This is a genomic window from Natrinema gari JCM 14663 (genome assembly GCF_000337175.1).
Taxonomy (GTDB): Archaea; Halobacteriota; Halobacteria; order Halobacteriales; family Natrialbaceae; genus Natrinema; species Natrinema gari.
Window position 1 is genome coordinate 180,823 of the sequence record NZ_AOIJ01000061.1, and the last position, 15,210, is coordinate 196,032.

A 15,210-nucleotide genomic window follows, 5' to 3' on the forward strand; every position below is an offset into this window, starting at 1 on the left:
GGTCACCCCGCGAGACCGTGGAGCCGATCGCCGTTTCGGACGACTGTACCGTTGTGGTAACCCCGATTATCGTCCGCCGCTCCCGCCGCTCCCGCCGCGATGACGCCGGACCGACGGGACGACATCCTCGAGATCGATCGTCCCGTCTCGGAGCCGGTAGTCGCCGTTTTCGCACGCGAGATACCCCTCGTGGCGGAGGTGGTCGAGATGTGCGAACGCCTCTCCGGGGCCGTGAACGATGTGGATGCCCTCGAGGTCGCCAAACAGGTGGGCACTGACCGTCCAGGCGTCGGCCGGTCCGTTCGCCGACAGGAACTCGAGGACGGTTTCGGTCCGCTCGCGGTGGTGCTCGAGGATCGCCAGTGCGCGGGCGGTCGGCTCTGAAATCGAGTCACGGTGCCCGGGCCAGACCCGCTCGTAGTCGCGGTCGGCGAGCCGCGTCACGGCGGCCGTATACTTCTCGAGGGGGCGGTCGACCCGGACGTCCGCTCCACCGACGTTCGGCGTGTACACCGGGAGGACGGCGTCGCCGACGAACGCCTCGTCACCGCCGTCGAGTTCGAAACAGCAGAGACCAGCCGCGTGGCCCGGTGTGTGGATCGTCTCGAGGGTTCGTCCGCCAACCGTGAGCACGTCGCCGTCCGCGATCGGCGTCGGATCGACCGGCCGCCCCTCTACTTCCGCCGCCTCGAGAAAAGCAAGCAGTTCCGCCCGTGCGTCCTCGGGCACGCCCCACTCCTCGAGTCGGCTCCGGCGGCGGTCCTCGACGGCCGCGGTCGCGGCGGGTTGCTGGGCGACCAGCGGGGCGTCGGCTTCGTGGACGTAAACCGTCGCGTCGCTTTCGGCCTGGATCTCGCCGGCCAGTCCGGCGTGGTCTGCGTGGAAGTGCGTCAGGACGATGTCGTCGACGTCCGCGATGTCGTAGCCGCGCTCGGCGAGGCCGTCACGGAGGTCCCGACGAACGGGGTCGGTTGCGAGTCCGGTATCCACGAGTGCGAGTGCGTCAGCGTCGTCGTCGGCGAGCACGTAGGCGTTGTTTCGCCCCTCGAACTCCTCGTTGCCGAGCGAAATGCGGTCCATGTCGGCTATCGACATGCTTCCTGCTAATAACTCACGCGGTCGCGGAACGCGGTTTCCAACGACGGGGAAGCCGATCGGTCGGCCCGCCACCGTGCGGGCACCGCTCACTCGGTCACTCGAGTCTCACCGATCTCAGTCAGCGCGCTCCCGGGACCGGGACATATCTCTCGAGTTGTCCCCGCCGAGACTTATGAGACCGCGTCTCGAAGACAGTTCGTATGGGAACTCCGCCGTCCACAGCCGAGACGTTCGAGTGTCCCTCCTGTGGCAACCTCGGCTTCGGTCGGGGCGAGATCGTCTGTTGTGATCGGCCGATGGAGCGGGTGGCTGACACGGATGTCGGTGTCACCCAGCCGGAACTCGACGACGTGATGCGGTCGGTCTTCGGGATGTCGGAAACCGAACTGGACATCTGTCTCTGTGTCATGGAGGGTGGTGAACAGACCGTTTCGGAACTGGCCGAACAGGTCGAGTACGATCGGAGCGTCGTCTCCCGCCATCTCAATCACCTCGCCGAGCTCGGTGTGGTTGATAAACACCGCCGACTCCTCAAGGAGGGCGGTCAGGTCTACATTTACGCGCCCAATGACCCGGACGCTGTGAGACACACCCTCGCGGGCGCGTTCGTGACGTGGGCTCGAGAGGCCCTCTCGCTCATCGATTCGCTGAGTCGCGAAAAGACCGAAGCGATGGTCGACCGCGAAACGGAGGACGCGCAGTGGCGAATCTATCAGGAGTAGCACCGCCGTGCGTCGTTCTCGCCGGATCGGAGATATGGTCACTACTGAAACGGTCGACACGCTGACCGCACCGCCGTCATGCAGTCAGGTGTGCAGTGACGTTCAATGGCTACTGTAGGGCCCGTCTCCGAGCACGCCGTAGACGCCGCCGAGCACGAGACCGTACACGGCGTGCCAGAGCAGCGACGGCGGCGCGAAGTTGGGGACCGGCGGCGACGCGGGAGAGCCGACCGCGCTGAGCCAGACGGGCATGAGAAGTCCGGCCAGCACGACCCAGATCACGACGCCCCAGACGAGACCGAGGCCGACGACGTTCCCTATCGAGTCGACCCCAAGCACGCCGGCGAGTCCGGCGAAGGCGAGCCCCAACACTGCGCCGTGAAAGACATGAACCGCCATCCCCACGGGGACGGTCGCCGGGGGTGCCAGGAAGTACAACGACGGAATCGCCACGGCGATCACCGCCTCGTTCATCACGAGCATCAGCGCCCCCATGACGATGCCGCCCGCTACGCCACCGCCGATGCCCGCCTTCCAGTTGCTTCTGTGTGAAATCGTTCGGACACGACGACCGGTTTCGATGGCCATACCGAACGGAGGACCCGCGTTTTCATAGGCGTGCTGAGGGTGTGGGATAGGGACCCACGTTCGCGAAACACTTATAAGGTCGTCCGTCTCGAGTCGCATAGAGCGTCGAGTGGGTCCACCGCTTCGATTCTCGTCGGGCGTTCCGATGGGTGTCGCGAGCGAACTCGACCGCTCGCGGTCACCGGTGAGCCGGCGTCGCAGTCGATGGACTCGGCTCGCGGCTTAGCCCTCGAGTTCGCGCCGCAGAAGCTGATTGACGTCGCCGGGGTCGGCGCTGCCGCCGGTCTTTTGCATGACCTGTCCGACGAGGAAGTTGATCGCACCGTCGTCGCCGCTCTCGTAGTCGCCGACTGCGTCGGGATTCTCGTCGATCGCCTCGACGACGGCTTGCTTGACCTCGTCCTCGCCGGTCTTCCCCAGCCCGTCCTCTTTGACGACCTCGTCTGGCAGCCGACCGTCGTCGAGCATCGATCGCAGGACCGTCTCGCGGGCGTTCTTCGCCGTAATCTCGTCGTCGGCGACGAGTTCGACGAGCCGTTTGATCTCCTCGAGTCGCCCCTCGATCTCGGTGATCTCGATATCGCGATAGTTGAGTTCGCCCAGCAGGTTGTCCGCGACCCACGTGGCGGCGAGGTCGGGATCGAACTCGCCGGCGACGTCCTCGTAGAAGTCCGCGACCTGTTTCGTCGAGGTGAGCTTCGAGGCGGCCTCCTCGCTGAGGCCGTATTCCGTCTGGAACCGCTCGCGGCGGGCCGTGGGGAGTTCCGGAATCGCGATTTCGTCTTTCCAGCCCGAGACGCGCAGCGGCGGCAGGTCGGCCTCCTCGAAGTACCGGTAATCCTTCTCCTCCTCTTTCGACCGCATCGAGACCGTGATCCCGCGGGATTCGTCCCAATGGCGGGTTTCCTGCTCGACCGCGCGCCCGCGTTGAATCGCGTTTTTCTGACGGGTTTCCTCGTAAGCCAGGGCTTTCTCCGCGCCCTTGTGACTCGAGATGTTCTTGACCTCCGTTCGGTTCGCGGCCTCGAGGGCGTCCATCCCGATCTCGTCGGTGTCGTCGCCGTCGATCTCCGCGTCGGGAATGATCGAGAGGTTGGCATCGATCCGCAGGCTGCCGTCGCGCTCGGCGTCGAAGACGCCCAAGTACTCCAAGACCTCCTCGAGTTCGGCGAGGAACGCCCGCACTTCGCTCGGACTGCGGAAGTCGGGTGCCGTGACGATCTCCATCAGGGGCGTGCCGGCGCGATTGTAGTCGACGAGGGTGTACTCTGCCGAATCGATACCGCCGCCGCCACCGACGTGCTGGAGGCTACCCGGGTCCTCCTCGAGATGGGCGCGCTCGATCGCGACGGTGCGTCGCTCGCCCTCGACGGCGATCTCGAGTTCGCCGTCCTGACAGATCGGCTCGTCGTACTGGGTGATCTGGAAGTTCTTGGGCAGGTCGGGGTAGTAGTAGTTCTTCCGGTGGAAGCGGGTCTCTTCGGGGATGTCGGCGTCGATCGCCTTCCCGATCTTGACGGCAGCCTCGACGGCCCCCTCGTTCAGTACCGGCAGCGCCCCCGGCAGGCCGAGACAGACCGGACAGACGTTGTCGTTCGGTTCGTCGCTCGGCTCGGTCGAACAGCCACAGAAGATCTTCGTGTCGGTCTCCAGCTGGACGTGGACCTCGAGGCCGATGACGGTCACGAGGTCGCCCTGCTGGGCGGTCTGGGCAGTCATTGAAGACCGATTCGGCCCCACAGGGGTAAAACGTAACGGGACGCGCTCAGTCGGTTCCGATCGGGTAGTGTGCCACCACACTAGATTTGTCTCGTCGGTCACTACCGTCGAGTATGAGTACCGATCGGGTCGACGCCGAAAGCAAGGTCTCCGGAAATCAGGCCAACATTCCCGCGCGAATCCGACGGCGGCTCGGCATCGACGACGGCGATCGACTTCGGTGGAACGTCGAAGACGACGGAGCGGTCCGAGTGGAGGTCGTCCACCGCCGCGGCGGCTCGTTCGCTGATTTCACCGGATACGACGGTGACGAGGAGACTGACGCAACGACGGGCCACGGCGCCTGGGGAGTCGAATAGATGCCGCGTGCGGTCGTCGATACGTCGGTGCTGTTCGCTGCGAGTTACCGCCGAGACGGGGCACACGAGGACGCGCTTCCGATTCTTCGCGGGATGGAGATCAGTCCCTGCCCGAAGCCATTGTACTCGATTCCGTTCTCACGGAGACGCTCAACGGTCTGACGACACACGCCGGCCACGATCCGTCCGTCGATTTTCTCGATCGCATCGAAGAAAACGAGCGGTTCCATATCGTCTCGCTAGCAGCGGATTCGTTGGCGACAGCGAAATCGCTGTTCCGTCAGCATCACGGCCTTTCGTTCGTCGACGCGTGTATCGTCGCGTCCATGCACGACACCGATATCGACTACCTGTACGCGTTCGACGACGATTTCGATCGCATCGACGACATCACTCGGCTCGAGACCGCGACGAACCCGTCCGATCCGCACTGATTACCGCGCGTCCTCGAGTGCCTCGAGCGCGTCGGGGTTCTCGATGCTGCTCATGTCGCCGAGATCCTCGCCGGTGTAGGTCGCTTGGATGGCCCGGCGGATGATCTTGCCCGACTGGGTTTTGGGGAACTCGTCAACGAACAGGATTTCGCGCGGGCGGAACGGTTTGCCCAACTCGTCGCCGACCTGTGTGCGCAGGTCCTCGCGGAGGTCGTCCGTTTCGTCGACCCCGTCCTCGAGGACGACGTAGGTGACGACGGCGGTACCGGTGGTGTCGTCGGGCGCGCCGATAGCGGCGGCCTGTGTGACGGCCTCGTGGTCGATGAGCGCGCCCTCGACCTCGGCGGGGCCGACCTTGCGGCCGGCGACGTTGAGCGCGTCGTCGGCCCGGCCGTGGAGGAACCAGAAGCCGTCCGCGTCCTTCTGTGCCCAGTCGCCGTGATCCCACATATCCTCGAACGTCGACCAGTACTCCTCGAGATAGCGCTCGTCGCCGGCCCACAGGGATTTGGTCATCGACGGACAGGAGTCCCGCGCGACGAGGTAGCCCCGTTCGGTGTCTTCTTTGACCGAGTTGCCCTCGCGGTCGACGACGTCGATGTCCATCCCGAGGCCGGGGCCGCCGAGCGTACAGGGCTTGAGCGGTTCGGTCGGCATCGGCATCAGGAAACAGCCACAGATCTCGGTGCCGCCGGAGATGTTGATGATCGGGGCCTCGCCCCCGCCGACGTTCTCGTGGAACCAGTGCCAGGATTCGGGGTCCCACGGCTCGCCCGTCGAGCCGAGGATTCGCAGCGAAGAGAGGTCGTGGCCCTCGAGCCACTCGTCCCCGTGTTTTCGCAGCGCCCGAATTGCCGTTGGCGAGATGCCGAACTGAGTGATCCTGTGACGGTCGATCATCTCCCAGAACCGGTCGGGATCGGGATAGTCCGGCGCGCCCTCGTACATGAAGACGGTGCCGCCGAACGTGTGCGTCCCGATCAGGCTCCAGGGTCCCATCATCCAGCCGATGTCCGACACCCAGAAGAACCGATCCGACGGCTTGAGATCCATCCCGAAGTGGACCTCCTTGGGGCACTGGACCTGTACCCCCGCGTGGGTGTGGACGATTCCCTTCGGCTTGCCGGTGGTGCCCGACGAGTACAGCAGCATCGACTCGTGGTCCGAGGCCAGGGATTTCGTCTCGTACTCGTCGTCGGCCGCCCCGACGGCATCGGCCCACCATTCGTCGCGGTCGTCGGTCCACGGAATCTCGTGTTCGTTCGTCCGCTCGCGGGACCCACCGTGTCCCGCCCGCCCCTCCGCGGCGCTTCGCGCTCCGCTGCTCGAGCCGAGGCGGTCGAAAACGATCGTGTGTTCGACGTGGCCGGCCGTCGCGATGGCCTCGTCGGCCGCGGACTTGAGGAAGACCGGATCGCCGCGGCGGTAGAAGCCATCGCCGGTAAAGAGCACGGTCGGCTCCGCGTCCGCGATCCGGGTGGCGGTTGCGTCGACGCCGAACCCGGAGAAGATCGGGACCGCGATCGCGCCGACCTTGAAACAGCCATAGAGGATCGAGACGACCTCCGGGACCATCGGCATGTAGAGGCCGACGGTGTCGCCCGTGCCGACGCCGCGCTCCTCGAGCGCGTTCGCGACCCGATTCGACTGGCGGTGGAGTTCGTGGTACGTTATTTCCCGAACGTCGCCGTGTTCACCCTCCCAGATCGTGGCGACCGTGTTTCGGCGCTCCTCGTCGACGGCCGCGTGGCGGTCCACGACGTTGTGGGCGATGTTGAGTTCCCCGCCGGGGTACCACTCGGTAAACTGCGGCCCCGCGCTGTCGTCCCTGACCTCGTCGTACGCCTCATAGAACTCGATTCCGAGGTAGTCGACGAGTTCGTCCCAGAACCAGTCCACGCCGCTGTCGGGTTCGTCCTCGAGGTCGGTCGTCGTTCGCTCGATGAGTTCCTCGTAGTCGTCGATCCCGTACTCCTGCATGAACTGCCAGACGTTCGTCGATTCGACGAACTCCTGGCTGGGCTCGTGGGCGATCTCGTCGATGTCAGCGAGACTGGGACTCGTATTTCCGGGCATTGATACCCGGAGGTACGAGACAGACCATCATCAAACAACAGGTCGCCCGTCGAACGCGAGGAGCGATCGCCGTTCGACACCGCTGCTGACCGGTTCGAACGACCGAGACACGACCTGTGAGCGCCGGAGGGCTTTTTCTCGTTCGACGGCTATTGGTAGCTTATGAGTACTCGAGCGGACGCGGACGACGAGGCATTCTGGGGGGATGCCGACGACGACGTCGCGCTCCACCGGTATCGGACGCTCGTCAACGCGATCGACGACGGGCTCTACCAGCTCGATGCCGATGGGCACTTCGTCGCCGTCAACGACGTTCTCGTCGAGACGACCGGGTATACACGCGACGACCTCCTCGGCGAACACGTCTCGCTCGTGCTCGCCGATGCCGATGTCCGCCGGATGGAACGCGAACTCGAGGGGATCGAGGCGATCGACGACGCGGTCGTAACCGTCGACCTCGACGTTCGAACCGCCGACGGCGAGACGCTCCCCTGCGAACTGCGCGTCACTCCGTTGCTGACGGACGGCGAGTTCCGCGGGAGTATCGGCATCGTGCGTGGCTGTGCGGAGCGAAACCGGCAGCAGGACCACGACATCTCCGACCAGAAGGAGTCGGCAGCGGACTTGCGGGAGAGCGAAGACGCGTTTCGGTCGCTGGTCGACGCCGTCGAGGAGTACGCGATCTTCCGGCTCGATGCGGCAGGCAACGTCATCAGTTGGAACAAGGGAGCATGCAAGATCAAAGGCTACGATCGCGAGGAGATACTCGGGGACCACTTCTCGACGTTTTACACGGAGGCCGACCGGGCGGCGGCCGTACCCGAGCGGAACCTCGAGCGGGCGCTCAACGACGGCTCTGCCGAGGACGAGGGGTGGCGCGTCCGCAAGGACGGGACGCGGTTCTGGGCGACGGTCACGATCACGCCGATTCGGGACGACGACGGGTCCCATCAGGGCTATCTCAAGGTGACTCGTGATATGACCGATCGGCGGGAACGAGAACAGGAACTCGAGGGCGAACTCCAGCGCATTCTCGGGCGGATCTCGGACGCGTTCTACGCGGTCGACGACGAGTTCCGATTTACGCACGTCAACGACCGCGCCGCGGAACTCCTCCAGCGCTCGGAGTCGGAACTGCTCGGAAAGCAGCTCTGGGAGGTATTTCCCGACCTCCCCGAGATAGACCCGGTCTGGGACGCCTTCCATACAGCCCTGGAAACCCAGGAGCCGACCAGCTACGAACTCTACTACGACACGCTCGATTTCTGGGTCGAGTCGAACCTCTACCCCTCCGAAACCGGTATTTCGGTGTACTTCCGCGATGTCACCGAGCGCCGAGAGCGCGAACGCGAACTCGAGCGGACCGAACGGCGCTTCGAGGCGATCTTCGAGGACCCGAACATCTTCGTGGGGCTGCTCGAGCCCGACGGAACGGTGATCGATATCAACGGGACGGCGATGGGGTACGTTGACGCCGCTCTCGAGGACGTGATCGGTGACCACTTCTGTGAAACGCCCTGGTGGGACGAGAGCGGTCGGGCCGTCGTCAGGGAGTGGACCGACCGGGCGGCGGCCGGCGAGTACGTCAATTTCGAGATCGACCTCGCCCGGCCGACCGGGGTGGGATACACGCTCGACGGCGTCTTCAGGCCCGTGACGAACGAAGCGGGCGATGTCGTCTCGATCGTCGTCTCGGCCCGCGATATCACGGCGCGAAAGAAGCGCGAACGTGAACTCGAGGAGTCCGAGCAGCGGTACCGAACGCTTGCGGAACACTTCCCGAACGGAGTCGTGACCCTGTTCGACCACGACCTCGAGTACACGCTGGTTGCGGGACAGGGCTTCGACAAGATCCCGGTTGACCCGGCGGAAGCCGAGGGGGAACACTTCGACGACGTCTGGCCGACGGAGGCGAACAGGTCGCTCAAGCCGGCGCTTCAGGCCGCACTCGAGGGCGAGGAGCGATCGGTCGAACTCGAGTACGCCGGCCGCGAGTGGATCGTCTACACGGTGCCGATCACCGACAGCCGCGGTGATGTCTTCGCCGGGGTGACGATGGCACACGACATCACCGAACGGAAGCAGTACCAGCGGCAACTCGAGGAGACGATCGAGCGACTCGAGGCGTCGAACAAGCGACTCGAGCAGTTCGCCTACGCCGCCTCCCACGACCTGCAGGAACCCCTGCGGATGATTTCGAGTTACCTCCAACTCATCGAGAGCCGATACGCCGCCGATCTCGACGCGGACGGCGAGGAATTCATCGACTACGCCGTCGATGGGGCCGAGCGGATGCGAGACATGATCGAGGGACTGCTGGCGTACTCGCGAGTCGAGACACAGGGGACCCCGCTCGAACCCGTCGACCTCGAGTCGATTCTCGAGAGCGTGCTGGCTGATCTCCAGCTCCGAATCGAGGAGACAAACGCCGACATCGAAATCGCGGACCTCCCCCGCGTCGAGGGCGACGCGAGACAGTTACGACAGGTGTTTCAGAACCTGCTTTCGAACGCGATCGAGTACACCGACGGCGAGCCGCCGCGGATCGCCGTCGACGCCGACCGCCGGGGATCGGAGTGGCTGATTTCGGTCCGCGACGAGGGCATCGGGATCGCGCCCGGCGATCAGGACCGCGTGTTCGAGGTCTTTCAGCGCCTCCACAGCCGGGAGAACTATTCGGGGACCGGAATCGGCCTCGCGCTCTCCCAGCGGATCATCGAGCGTCACGGCGGCGAAATCCGGGTCGACTCCGAGCCGGGAGTGGGGTCGACGTTTTCGCTGACGCTGCCGGCGGTCGAGTCCGACTCGCGGTGAGGCATCCGACGGCCCGGCCATGTGCACCCGCTCAGAACTGCCGGCCCCGTGGCCGTCTCGAGCGAACTGCGCGCCGCGCCGGCCCACTACGATAAGATATCCAACACTAGTCTGACGTACGTTTATGTGCCCAGACCGACCCCTAGGGGATATGTCGAACAATCGCGTCGAGCAGCTCGAATCGACGGTTGCGGAACTCGAGTCGACGGTAGAGGGCCTGACGGACGAACTCATCGAGGCGAAGGAGCGAATCCGCGTGCTCGAGTCGGAACTCGATGCCGAGACGCCGACGCGCGTCCCCGACCGTCGGGCCGAGGAGACGGGAACGACGACGGTCGATGAGGACGACACTCCGGAGGCCGAACCCGACGAAGTCGCCGAGGCGGCGGCCGACGCCGAGGACGAGGACGACACCGTCGGCGATGAAGCGGAAGACTCAGGTAGCGACGACATCATCGTTGCGTAACTGCTGCCGACGCCGTGTGCGGGAACCGCGGCGTGGGTCCCACCGTCGACCGACGGCTGGTGGCTATACGGAGGTCTCGCAACAAGATGTATATAAAGGCGATCGTTCTCGACGATTTCAAGAGCTTCGGCCGAAAGACGAAGATTCCGTTCTACGAGGATTTCACCGTCGTAACGGGTCCGAACGGCTCCGGGAAGTCCAACATTATCGACGCCGTCCTCTTCGCGCTCGGGTTGGCTCGAACCCGTGGGATTCGTGCCGAGAAACTGACCGATCTCATCTACAACCCCGGCCACGAGGGTGACGACACCTCGAGCGGGCCCCGCGAGGCGACCGTCGAAGTGATCCTCGACAACTCGGAGGGGACACTCGAGCGCTCGCAGGTCGTCAACGCCGCGGGGAGCGATGATGTCGGCGCTGTCGACGAGATTCGCATCCGTCGCCGGGTCAAGGAGACCGAGGACAACTACTACTCCTACTACTATCTGAACGATCGGTCGGTCAACCTCTCGGACATTCAGGACCTGTTGGCACAGGCGGGAATCACGCCGGAAGGGTACAACGTCGTCATGCAGGGCGACGTGACCGAGATCATCAACATGACACCCCACGCCCGGCGGGAGATCATCGACGAAATCGCGGGCGTCGCGGAGTTCGACGCCAAAAAGGAAGACGCCTTCGAGGAACTCGAGACGGTTCAGGAACGGATCGACGAGGCCGAACTCCGCATCGAGGAGAAACGCGACCGGCTCGAGCAGCTCGCGGACGAACGCCGGGAAGCAATGCGCTACCGTCGGCTGCGACGCGAGAAAGAGGAGTACGAGAGCTACAAGAAGGCCAGCGAACTCGAGGAGAAACGCGTCGAACTCGCGGCCGTCGAAGACGAGGTCGACGACCTCGACGACGAACTCGCGGACCTCCAGCGCGAGCTCGACGAGCGCGAGGGGAAAGTCGTGCGCCTGCAGGAGGATCTCGAGGATTTGAACGCCGAGATCGAGCGCAAGGGCGAGGACGAACAGCTCCGAATCAAAAGCGACATCGAGGAGCTCAAAGGCGACATTTCCCGGCTCGAGGACAGGATCGAGACCAGCGAGGAGCAGATCGAGGACGCCGAGGCCGAGCGCCGCGAGGCGTTCGTCCAGATCGACCGCAAGCAGGAGACGATCGATGACCTCGAAGACGAGATGCGCGAGCACAAACTCGAGAAAGCCTCGATCAAAAGCGAGATCCAAGACCGGGAGCAAGAGCGCGCCGACCTCAAGGCCGAAATCGAGGCCGTCGACACGGAGTTCGACGAGCTCAAAGCCGATCTCGCGGAGCGCAAAGACGAATTAGAGGCGGCCAAGACCGAGCGGAACGACCTCCAGCGCGAACAGGATCGCCTCCTTGACGAGGCACGCCGCCGCTCGAACGCGATCAGCGAGAAAGAGGCGACGATCGAGGACAGGCGCGAGACCATTCCCGAAATCGAGAGCCAGCGAGGCGACCTCGAGCGGGAACTCGAGAAAGCCGAACGGAACCGCGAGAACATCGCCGACGTCGTCGACGACCTGAAAACCGAGAAGCGCCGGCTGCAGTCTGACATCGACGACCTCGACGACGAGATTCAGGCGAAACAACAGGAGTACGCCGAACTCGAGGCCAACGCCGGCGAGAGCGGCGACTCCTCGTTCGGTCGCGCGGTGACGACGATCCTCAATGCGGGAATCGACGGCGTTCACGGTGCGGTCGCGCAACTGGGGACCGTCCCCGGCGAGTACGCGACCGCCTGTGAGACCGCCGCGGGCGGCCGGCTGGCGAACGTCGTCGTCGACGACGACATCATCGGCCAGCAGTGTATCGATCACCTCAAGTCCAGAAACGCGGGCCGGGCGACGTTCCTCCCGCTGACGGACATGAGCCAGCGCCGGCTACCGAACGCGCCGAGCGATCCGGGCGTGGTCGGCTTCGCGTACAACCTCGTCGACTTCGACGGCGAGTACGCCGGGGTCTTCTCCTACGTTCTCGGGGACACGCTGGTCGTCGAAGATATCGAGACCGCCCGGTCGTACATGGGTGACTACCGGATGGTCACCCTCGATGGCGACCTCGTGGAGAAAAGCGGCGCGATGACCGGCGGTTCCGGCGGCGGCTCGCGGTACTCCTTTACCGGCGGCGGCGAGGGCCAACTCGAGCGCGTCGCCAAACGGATTACGGAGCTCCAGGAGGAGCGCGAGTCCCGTCGCGAGGAGTTACGCGGCGTCGAGGAGCGCCTCGACGACGCTCGCGATCGCAAGAGTGACGCGGCCGACGAGGTCCGCTCGATCGAGGCCGAACTCGAGGGGCTCGACGACGAGCGCGAGCGCGTCGAAGCGGAGATCGAGGGCTTGGAGGCCGACCTCGAATCGCTCCGCGAGGAACGCGAATCCGTCGACGAGCGGATGAACGAGATTTCAGCTGAGATCGACGCCAAGACGGCGACGGTGGAAGAACTCGAGGCCGAAATCGACGACCTCGAGACGGAACTCGCGGACTCGAAGATCCCCGAACTCACCGATCAGATCGAGGAACTCACGGCCGAGATCGACGAGCGCGAGGATCGGATTCAGGAACTCGACGCCGACCTCAACGAGTTGCGCCTCGAGGCGGAGTACGCGGAGGACGCAATCGAGGAACTCCACGACGACATCGAGGCCGCCCAGAACCGCACGGCCGAACACGAGGAGCGCATCGCGGAGTACGAGGCGGAGATCGAGACGAAACAGGCGGGGCTCGAGGAGAAACGCGAGGCCGTCGCGGAGCTGGAAGAAGAACTCACGGAGCTGAAAGCCGATCGTCGCGATCTCAAAGAAGAACTCTCCGAGGCTCGGACGAAACGCGACCAGCAACAGGACCGCGTCAACACCGTCGAGAGCAAACTCGAGGATGCACGCGAACGGGCAGGCAACCTCGAGTGGGAGATCGAAGCCCTCGAATCGGAGGTCGGCGACTACGACCCCGACGACGTCCCTGACCACGAGACCGTCCTCGACATGATCGACTACCTGCAGACGGACATGGCGGCGATGGAGCCGGTCAACATGCTCGCGATCGACGAGTACGACGAGGTCCGCAGCGAACTCGACGATCTCGAGGCGGGGCGGGAAACGTTGGTCGAGGAGGCCGACGGGATCCGCGACCGGATCGAGCAGTACGAGACCCAAAAGAAGCAGACGTTCATGGACGCCTACGACGCGATCGCCGCCCACTTCACCGAGATTTTCGAGAAGCTCTCGGAGGGGACCGGCTCGCTGCACTTGGAGAACGAGGCCGACCCGTTCGACGGCGGGCTAACGATGAAAGCACAGCCGGGTGACAAGCCGATCCAGCGCCTGGACGCGATGTCCGGCGGGGAGAAGTCGCTGACCGCGCTGGCGTTTATCTTCGCGATCCAGCGGCACAATCCGGCCCCGTTTTACGCGTTAGACGAGATCGATGCCTTCCTCGACGCCGTCAACGCCGAGCGGGTCGGCGAGATGGTCGAGGAACTCGCCGGGGACGCCCAGTTCGTCGTCGTCTCCCACCGCTCGGCGATGCTCGACCGCTCTGAGCGGGCGATCGGCGTGACGATGCAACAGGACAACGTGAGCGCGGTGACCGGGATCGATCTGAGTAGTGGAGAGGTACCGGCTGATGACTAGTGAGTCGGATACCGACTCGGACAAGCCGAGCGGGGACCAACGCGATCCCCGAGGGAGCGAGCCACGGGCCGGTGAGAGCGAACTACGACCCGACGGCGGCGACGACATCCCCCTCGATATCACCGGTCACGACGAGCGCGAGCGGCCGAGCGAGTCGCCGGGGTCCGTCCTCGAGTCGCCGGCGGATGCGAGCGCGGGCGGCGACGAGGAGCGGGCAGGCGGGTCCGCCGACTCGGTGCTCGAGTTCACGGAGGGAGAACCGGCCGAGGGCGACGACGGGGCCGAGAACGAGGACGCAGTCGAACCCGTCGAGCTGCTCGTCCAACTCGCGAAAGACGGCGAGATCGATCCGTGGGACATCGACATCGTCGACGTTACGGACACGTTTCTCGAGGCGATCGAGGACGCCGACCTCCGCACGTCCGGGCGCGCGCTGTTCTACGCGAGCGTCCTTCTGCGGATGAAAAGCGACGAGTTGTTCGCGACCGACGACCCGGACGAGGACGACCTCCCGCCCTGGGAAGCCCCCTTCGCCGACGACGGGCCGGTGGACGCGGCGGGTGACGACCGGGCGCACCCGCCCGGGTTCGATCCCGTCGAGACCCTCGAGAACGAAATGGAGCGCCGCCTCGAGCGCAAGCACGCCCGCGGGAAGCCCGAAACCCTGGACGAACTGGTCCGCGAACTCCGCAGCGCCGAACGCGACACGTGGTGGAAGGAGTCCCGGAGCTACGACACGAGCGACTCGCCGACGGGGTACGACCGGGGCGTACAGGAACTGAACTACCACGCCGGCGACGACGTCCGTGTCGACGACGAACCGACCAGCGACGACGTCACGCACACGACCCACGAGGAGGACATCGAAGCGGTCATCGACGACGTCGAAACCGAACTCGAGGCCCACTACGAGAACGGACGCGATGAGGTGCTGTACGCCGAGATCGACGCGGTCGGCGGCTCCCGCGTGATGACCTACCTCGCGTTGCTCTTTCTGGCCCATCGAGGTCGAGTCACCCTCGAGCAGGACGAACTGTTCGGCGACCTCTGGGTCAGAGACGACGCGGTGGCATCGGATACGAGCGAATCAGCCGCCGGCTGAGGGGCTGTTTCGATCGTCGTCGGTCGGTTCGGTCGCCGAGACGGGCCGCCGGTTCGTGATTGTCGTTGACCCGCCGAGGCGCGCATGCCTCGACGCGCGATCGATTCGGGTGTGGTTCGAGCCGAGCCCTTCCGCGAGCGACCGCAGCGAACGGCAACTTTCTATACTCGAGG

The 15,210-nt window shown here is 64.9% G+C and carries 10 protein-coding genes and 1 pseudogene; 7 read left to right on the plus strand and 4 right to left on the minus strand.

Annotated features, from left to right (window positions below):
- Positions 1–66: 66 nt before the first annotated feature.
- Positions 67–1,080 carry an MBL fold metallo-hydrolase gene (locus tag C486_RS15080; RefSeq protein ID WP_008457585.1) on the minus strand — a complete coding sequence of 338 codons (1,014 nt, stop codon included), beginning with the start codon at positions 1,078–1,080 and terminating at the stop codon, positions 67–69.
- A 218-nt stretch (positions 1,081–1,298) separates the two neighbouring features.
- Between C486_RS15080 and C486_RS15085 the strand changes: the two genes are divergently transcribed.
- Positions 1,299–1,820 carry an ArsR family transcriptional regulator gene (locus tag C486_RS15085; RefSeq protein ID WP_008457586.1) on the plus strand — a complete coding sequence of 174 codons (522 nt, stop codon included), beginning with the start codon at positions 1,299–1,301 and terminating at the stop codon, positions 1,818–1,820.
- Between the two features lie 102 nt (positions 1,821–1,922).
- On the opposite strand, the gene C486_RS15090 is transcribed toward C486_RS15085, so the two are convergent.
- Together C486_RS15090 and gatB are read right to left on the minus strand one after the other, a co-directional pair.
- Positions 1,923–2,408, minus strand: coding sequence for a DUF6789 family protein (locus C486_RS15090; protein ID WP_008457587.1), 486 nt, complete (start codon positions 2,406–2,408; stop codon positions 1,923–1,925).
- 222 nt (positions 2,409–2,630) lie between these two features.
- Positions 2,631–4,127, minus strand: coding sequence for an Asp-tRNA(Asn)/Glu-tRNA(Gln) amidotransferase subunit GatB (gene gatB / locus C486_RS15095; protein WP_008457588.1), 1,497 nt, complete (start codon positions 4,125–4,127; stop codon positions 2,631–2,633).
- Between the two features lie 113 nt (positions 4,128–4,240).
- Between gatB and C486_RS15100 the strand changes: the two genes are divergently transcribed.
- A complete protein-coding gene (locus C486_RS15100) occupies positions 4,241–4,486 on the plus strand; it encodes an AbrB/MazE/SpoVT family DNA-binding domain-containing protein (protein WP_008457589.1) in 246 nt (81 codons plus the stop codon).
- Positions 4,487–4,920, plus strand: a pseudogene (locus C486_RS20405) (type II toxin-antitoxin system VapC family toxin). It begins immediately after the preceding gene.
- Here C486_RS20405 and C486_RS15115 read toward each other — a convergent pair.
- Positions 4,921–6,996 carry an AMP-binding protein gene (locus C486_RS15115; protein ID WP_008457592.1) on the minus strand — a complete coding sequence of 692 codons (2,076 nt, stop codon included), beginning with the start codon at positions 6,994–6,996 and terminating at the stop codon, positions 4,921–4,923.
- 162 nt (positions 6,997–7,158) lie between these two features.
- Between C486_RS15115 and C486_RS15120 the strand changes: the two genes are divergently transcribed.
- The 4 genes from C486_RS15120 (at position 7,159) to C486_RS15135 (ending at position 15,037) form a co-directional block, all read left to right on the plus strand.
- Positions 7,159–9,810, plus strand: a complete 2,652-nt coding sequence (locus tag C486_RS15120; RefSeq protein ID WP_008457593.1) for a PAS domain S-box protein — start codon at positions 7,159–7,161, stop codon at positions 9,808–9,810.
- A 151-nt stretch (positions 9,811–9,961) separates the two neighbouring features.
- Complete coding sequence (locus C486_RS15125) at positions 9,962–10,276, plus strand: DUF7518 family protein (protein ID WP_007107798.1); 315 nt, start codon at positions 9,962–9,964, stop codon at positions 10,274–10,276.
- Positions 10,277–10,362: 86 nt separating this feature from the next.
- Positions 10,363–13,935 (plus strand): chromosome segregation protein SMC, encoded by a 3,573-nt coding sequence (gene smc, locus C486_RS15130; RefSeq protein ID WP_008457594.1) that lies wholly within the window; start codon positions 10,363–10,365, stop codon positions 13,933–13,935.
- Positions 13,928–15,037, plus strand: coding sequence for a segregation and condensation protein A (locus tag C486_RS15135; protein WP_193787476.1), 1,110 nt, complete (start codon positions 13,928–13,930; stop codon positions 15,035–15,037). Before smc ends, C486_RS15135 begins: the two co-directional genes overlap by 8 nt.
- The last annotated feature ends 173 nt before the right edge of the window (positions 15,038–15,210 follow it).

What these genes read in the sequence shown, in the direction of transcription:
- C486_RS15080 (WP_008457585.1), bottom strand. Translation starts at nt 1,080, where the DNA reads ATGGACCGCATTTCGCTCGGCAACGAGGAGTTCGAGGGGCGAAACAAC.
- C486_RS15085 (WP_008457586.1), top strand. Translation starts at nt 1,299, where the DNA reads ATGGGAACTCCGCCGTCCACAGCCGAGACGTTCGAGTGTCCCTCCTGT.
- C486_RS15090 (WP_008457587.1), bottom strand. Translation starts at nt 2,408, where the DNA reads ATGGCCATCGAAACCGGTCGTCGTGTCCGAACGATTTCACACAGAAGC.
- gatB (WP_008457588.1), bottom strand. Translation starts at nt 4,127, where the DNA reads ATGACTGCCCAGACCGCCCAGCAGGGCGACCTCGTGACCGTCATCGGC.
- C486_RS15100 (WP_008457589.1), top strand. Translation starts at nt 4,241, where the DNA reads ATGAGTACCGATCGGGTCGACGCCGAAAGCAAGGTCTCCGGAAATCAG.
- C486_RS15115 (WP_008457592.1), bottom strand. Translation starts at nt 6,996, where the DNA reads ATGCCCGGAAATACGAGTCCCAGTCTCGCTGACATCGACGAGATCGCC.
- C486_RS15120 (WP_008457593.1), top strand. Translation starts at nt 7,159, where the DNA reads ATGAGTACTCGAGCGGACGCGGACGACGAGGCATTCTGGGGGGATGCC.
- C486_RS15125 (WP_007107798.1), top strand. Translation starts at nt 9,962, where the DNA reads ATGTCGAACAATCGCGTCGAGCAGCTCGAATCGACGGTTGCGGAACTC.
- smc (WP_008457594.1), top strand. Translation starts at nt 10,363, where the DNA reads ATGTATATAAAGGCGATCGTTCTCGACGATTTCAAGAGCTTCGGCCGA.
- C486_RS15135 (WP_193787476.1), top strand. Translation starts at nt 13,928, where the DNA reads ATGACTAGTGAGTCGGATACCGACTCGGACAAGCCGAGCGGGGACCAA.